General features: G+C 31.9%; 5 protein-coding genes. All 5 read left to right on the plus strand.

The genetic code is table 11. From position 1 onward, the window contains the following. The first annotated feature begins 124 nt into the window (after positions 1–124). The 5 genes from FGK85_RS14310 (at position 125) to argF (ending at position 5,662) form a co-directional block, all read left to right on the plus strand. A complete protein-coding gene (locus FGK85_RS14310) occupies positions 125–733 on the plus strand; it encodes a DUF1836 domain-containing protein (RefSeq protein ID WP_138207748.1) in 609 nt (202 codons plus the stop codon). 136 nt (positions 734–869) lie between these two features. Further along, positions 870–1,019, plus strand: a complete 150-nt coding sequence (locus FGK85_RS14315; protein WP_138207750.1) for a YvrJ family protein — start codon at positions 870–872, stop codon at positions 1,017–1,019. Positions 1,020–2,002: 983 nt separating this feature from the next. After that, positions 2,003–2,947 (plus strand): carbamate kinase, encoded by a 945-nt coding sequence (arcC, locus tag FGK85_RS14320; RefSeq protein ID WP_138207752.1) that lies wholly within the window; start codon positions 2,003–2,005, stop codon positions 2,945–2,947. 162 nt (positions 2,948–3,109) lie between these two features. After that, entirely contained in the window at positions 3,110–4,315 is a 1,206-nt protein-coding gene (gene arcA, locus FGK85_RS14325) for an arginine deiminase (RefSeq protein WP_138207754.1), read from the plus strand. 354 nt (positions 4,316–4,669) lie between these two features. Beyond that, positions 4,670–5,662, plus strand: coding sequence for an ornithine carbamoyltransferase (gene argF / locus FGK85_RS14330; RefSeq protein ID WP_138207756.1), 993 nt, complete (start codon positions 4,670–4,672; stop codon positions 5,660–5,662). Positions 5,663–5,883 lie beyond the last annotated feature (221 nt).

Consider the following 5,883-nt stretch of genomic DNA (forward strand, 5'->3'; position numbering starts at 1 on the left):
TATATATGTAAGTAATGTATATAAGTGAATTATTTTAGCTTAATAATGTCCATAAATTTATTATAGTGGATAATTTTAAGTATCCGCTTATATTAAAATTCATAAAGGGAGGAGTTTTTATTAAGTGGAAAAAAAAGATTTTTTTTCTATTGAAACTATAAATAAATTGGCTAGAGATGTATCTATAAACAATATAGTGCCTTATGATGATTTGCCACAATACGATCTTTTTTTATCGCAGGTAATAGACTATTTGAATGATAGATTTGAAAATGAAAAATATACAAAAAATATTGTTCAAAATTATATTAAAAGTGAAATTATATCTAAACCAGAGGATGGCAAAAAAAGAGGATACACTAAACTTCATCTAGCACAGTTAGTACTTTTAAGTTACATGAGACCGATACTTACAACGGAAGAGATAAGTAAGGTTTTTAGATTAGCTTTTAATGAGATCAATGACAGAAGTGACGATATAATATCTTGGGAAAAGGCATATAAAATATTTTCTAAAATACAAGAAGAAAGTTTTTCAGATTTTTTATGTAAGGATTATTTTAAAGAAGATAAGTTTAATGAAATAATAAGTGGATTAAATTTAAAAAACACTGATGAAGAAAGAATTTTAGTATTTTTAGTAGTGATGACTTTAATAGCTCAAGCTAGTGCTATAAAGAAATTAGTACAAAAGATAGTAGATGAGTATAAAAATGAGAAATCTGAAGAATAAATAATATATGACCTTAGCTTCATGGTTAACATGGGGCTTTTATTTTTTTGCTTAAAGACATGAGGCTAAAAAACAAGGAAAGCAATGGGAAAAGATATGAAAAGTACATATATATTATTGAAGGGAAGTGATATATATGGATTCTATAGTTAACCTAATAGGGAATTTAGGATTTCCTATAGCCATAAGTCTATATCTTTTAATTAGAATTGAGGGAAAACTTGAAAATCTTACTCAAAGTATAAACACTCTTTCTAATGTGATAAATAAAAAACCGATTAATTAGTTTGCCAGTTTGCCAAGTGTTAGAGTGCCAAGTGTTAGAGGACCAAGTATTAGAGGGCTAGGGTGTCAGAGGACCAAGTATTAGAGGGCTAGGGTGTCAGAGGGCTAGAGGGCTAGGAAAGGAGGATTTTCCTTCGCAATGCTACGGAAAATCTTTATTATAGTTTAGTGGGCAGAAAAAGCAAAGCTTTTTCTGCCCACTAGCCCACTAGCCCACTAGCCCACTAGCCCACTAGCCCACTAGCCCACTAGCCCACTAGCCCACTAGCCCACTAGCCCACTAGCCCACTAGCCCACTAGCCCACTAGCCCACTAGCCCACTAATATCGGCCCACTAATATCGGCTCACTAGCTAACAGGTACTAGTTTTTATATTTGAAGGGATTATTTTTACTCCATTGCCAAATATGCCTGATTGATAAACTAATTTAGCATTTTCAAAAATGAAGGATTCTTCTCTATCAGCTACAAATTTTATTCCATCTACTGTAGTTTCTATATCTCCCTCTCTTTGTTCATCCAGAACAATTCCAAGTTGAGGGCCGCCTCAGCCAAAGCCTTTTATCATTAATCTAACAGCAGATTTGTTCTTCTTAGTTAGACCTGAAGAAAGTACTTCTCTTGATTTTTCATCTAAAATTAAATTCATATACAAACACCTCCTATACCCGTATGGGGTATCTTTAATATTATTATATGCATTTAATATTAGTATGTCAACTTAAAAAATAAAAATAAGTAGAATAAATAATTTTATATACAAATTTCAGCTATATTTATGCATATTGTGCATAAAATTTTAAAAAATTCAAACAATAATTAAGTAATAGGCTAAATTTGGGTGATTTAGCAGTAAAAAAATAAGAATAGTTATACAAAGAACCGCTATTTTAAAAGGTTGACAAGGTTTTCAATTCATAGTACTATGACCTTGCATAGAGTTTGTAATAATGTTAGGTTTTAATCGGTTGAGGAGGGGAACATATGAAAATAGTTTTGGCATTAGGTGGAAATGCTTTGCAATCAGATCCAAAGGATAAAACTGCTGAGGCACAGCTTAACACTTGTAAAGAAACAGCTAAATCAATAGTTGATTTAATAGAAGAAGGTCATGAAATATCAATAGTTCACGGCAATGGACCACAGGTTGGTCAAATAGTAGCGTGTACAGAAACTGCTTATAAAGCAGATAATTCTAATGTGCTATTCCCTTTTGATGTTTGCGGATCTTTTTCACAAGGATACATAGGATATCATCTTCAAAATGCTATTTCAGAAGAGTTAAAAAAGAGAAATATAAATAAATCTGTAGGAACTGTAGTTACTCAGGTTTTAGTGGATAAAAATGACAAAGGATTCCAAAACCCAACTAAACCTATAGGTTCATTCTATAGTAAAGAAGAAGCAGAAAAATTGCAAAAGGAAAAAGGATATATTATGAAGGAAGATGCGGGTAGAGGGTATAGAAGAGTAGTAGCATCTCCAAAGCCAATAGATGTAATAGAAAAGGACTTAATAAAGAATTTAGTAGCATCAGGAGCAGTTGTAGTGTCTTGCGGAGGCGGTGGAATACCTGTTGTGCAAGAGAACAATACTATAAAGGGTGTAGCAGCAGTTATAGATAAGGACTTTGCAGCAGAAAAACTTGCTGAAATATTGGATGCAGATGTGCTTTTAATATTAACTGCAGTGGATAGAGTTTGTGTAAACTTCAATAAACCAGATCAAAAATCCCTTGAGGTTATGACTTTAGAAGAAGTTGATAGATATATAGAGGAAGGACAATTTGCACCAGGAAGTATGCTTCCAAAGGTTGAAGCTTGTAAGAAATTTGCACAATTCAAAGAAGATAAAACAGCTATAATAGCATCTTTATCAAAAGCAAAAGAAGCTTTAAAAGGATTAAGTGGAACTAAGATTGTTAAGTAATCCCATGATTTTACTTTATGTATAGAGAGTATTAGAGAGAACTAAGTGAATAGATAATATTTTTAAATAAGCTTTTAAAAATATTTAATGTATAAATTGCATAGGATATTTTGTAATTAATGGTTACAAAGATATGTGAACTACGAAGGGGGGATATTGACAATGAGTGGAAGAAACATACATGTATATTCCGAAATTGGCAATTTAAAGACAGTAGTGCTTCATAGACCAGGAGAAGAAATAGAAAACTTAACCCCAGACTACTTGGAAAGGCTTTTATTTGATGATATACCTTTTTTAAAAGTAGCAAGGGAAGAGCATGACAACTTTGCTAAGATTCTTCAAAACAATGGTGTAGAAGTTCTATATCTTGAAAAGCTTACAGCAGAATCAGTAGAATGTAAAGAAGTTAAGGAATTGTTTTTAAGTGAAGTTATTAGTGAATGTGGTATAGAAAAGAAGGAAGAAATAGAAAAAATTAAGGAGTTTTTGAGAGCATTGCCAACAAAGGCTATGGTAGATAAAATAATGGCAGGAGTGAGAAAAAAGGAAGTTGGATACAAGGAAGATTTCAATGAATATCCATTTTTAATGGATCCTATGCCAAATTTATATTTTACTAGAGATCCTTTTGCATCTATAGGAAAAGGCATTACCTTAAACTCCATGAGGACAAGGACCAGAAGAAGAGAAACTATATTTGGCAAATACATTTTTAAATATCATCCTGAATTTAAAGGTTCAAACGTACCTTTATGGTACGATAGAAGCCATCAGTATAATATTGAAGGTGGAGACGAATTGGTATTGTCCAATGAAATTTTAGCTGTGGGACATAGTGAAAGAACAGATAAAGAAGCTATTTTAACCATGGCAAAAAACATATTTGAAGCAGGAGAATCCTTTAATACTGTACTTATATTCGACATTCCTAAGATAAGAGCTTTTATGCATCTAGATACTGTATTTACAATGATAGATCATGATAAGTTTACTGTTCATCCAGGTATCGAGGGAAGCTTAAAGGTTACAGCTGTAACCTTTGATGAAAAAAATAAGGAGCTTATTATGAATGAAGAAGAAGGCTCTTTAGAAAAAATACTTTCTAAATACCTAAAGAAGGATATAACATTAATTCGCTGCGGAGGCGGAGACAGGATAATATCTGGAAGAGAGCAATGGAATGATGGATCAAATACCTTAGCTATAGCTCCAGGTAAGGTTGTTACTTATGAAAGAAATTACATTACAAATGAGATATTGGATAAGTACAACGTAACAGTGCTTTCAATGGCATCCTCAGAGTTATCTAGAGGAAGAGGAGGCCCAAGATGTATGTCTATGCCTTTATATAGGGAAGACTTATAATACAGCATATGTGATATTTAATAAGGAATTAAGAAAAATTTCCATGTAAGTGGTAATTATCAGATAATGAAAAAGTATTTTTGAGTGTATTTGAACATTGAATAGAGGACTTAGGATTAAATCCAATTAGAGTAAGTTTATAATAATATGAACTGATTAATAAAAATATATACTTGGAAAAATAAATATTAATATAAAATGAAGGAATTTGTATTTATTTGTTGAATTTAAACTTGATAAATTTATTGAAGGAATTTAATGAATTTAATGAATTTGATAAATTTATTATAATAATATCATGAAAATAAAAAGGCATACAAAGTAAGCCTAAAGATAAAACGAGGAGGAATAACAATGGCTATAAACTTAAAAGGAAGACATTTTTTAACATTAAAAGACTTTACACCACAAGAAATAAGATACTTATTAGATTTATCTCATAATTTAAAAGATAAAAAAAGATTAGGAATAAAGGGAAACTCATTAGAGGGAAAAAATATAGTTCTTTTATTTGAAAAAACTTCTACAAGAACTAGATGTGCTTTTGAAGTTGCTGCTTTAGATGAAGGAGCTCACGTAACATTCCTTACAAATTCTCAAATGGGTAAAAAAGAATCTATAGAAGATACTGCAAAAGTTCTTGGAAGATTCTATGATGGAATCGAATTCAGAGGATTTAAACAAGAAACAGTTGATGCTCTAGCTAAACATTCAGGAGTACCTGTATGGAATGGACTTACTGACATAGATCACCCAACTCAAGTTCTTGCTGACCTTTTAACTATAGAAGAACATATCCACAAACCACTTAACAAAGTTAAATTTGTTTTCGTTGGAGATATAAGAAATAACATGAGCTATGCTTTAATGTATGGTGCAGCTAAAATGGGAATGCACTTCGTAGCTCTTGGACCAAAAGAATTAAATCCAGATCCAAAGGTAATGGCAGAAGCAGAAGCATTTGCTAAAGAATCAGGAGCAAAAATAGAAGTTACAGATAATATAGAAGAAGCTGTTAAAGGTGCAGATGTAATCTACACAGACATATGGGCATCTATGGGAGAAGAAGATCAATTAGCTAACAGAGTTAAATTATTAACTCCATACAAAGTTACAGAAGAAATGTTTGAGAAAACTGGAAATCCAGAAACTTTATTCATGCATTGTTTACCATCATTCCATGACTTTGAAACAAATGTAGCAACAGAAGCTAAAGAAAAAACTGGCTTAGACATAAGAGAAGTAACTGATGAAGTATTCAGAAGCAAAAATTCAGTTGTATTCGATGAAGCAGAAAACAGAATGCATACAATAAAAGCTGTTATGGTTGCAACTTTAGGAAAATAATAAATACTAGCAAAATAATCACCATCATATAAAAAAGAGCTTAAAGTCCTTGGACTTTAAGCTCTTTTTATATCAAATATTTATCCTCAAAACCATCTGAACTTCTAACTTCCTAATACTAGCCCTAGTCCCCTAGTGCTAAACCTTTACTCATCTAACACTTTAGCTCACCAATACTAGCCCTCTGGCCCCCTAGCCCCCTAATATCGGCCCCCTAACAC

Source organism: Haloimpatiens lingqiaonensis (assembly GCF_901447495.1).
Taxonomy (GTDB): Bacteria; Bacillota; Clostridia; order Clostridiales; family Clostridiaceae; genus Haloimpatiens; species Haloimpatiens lingqiaonensis.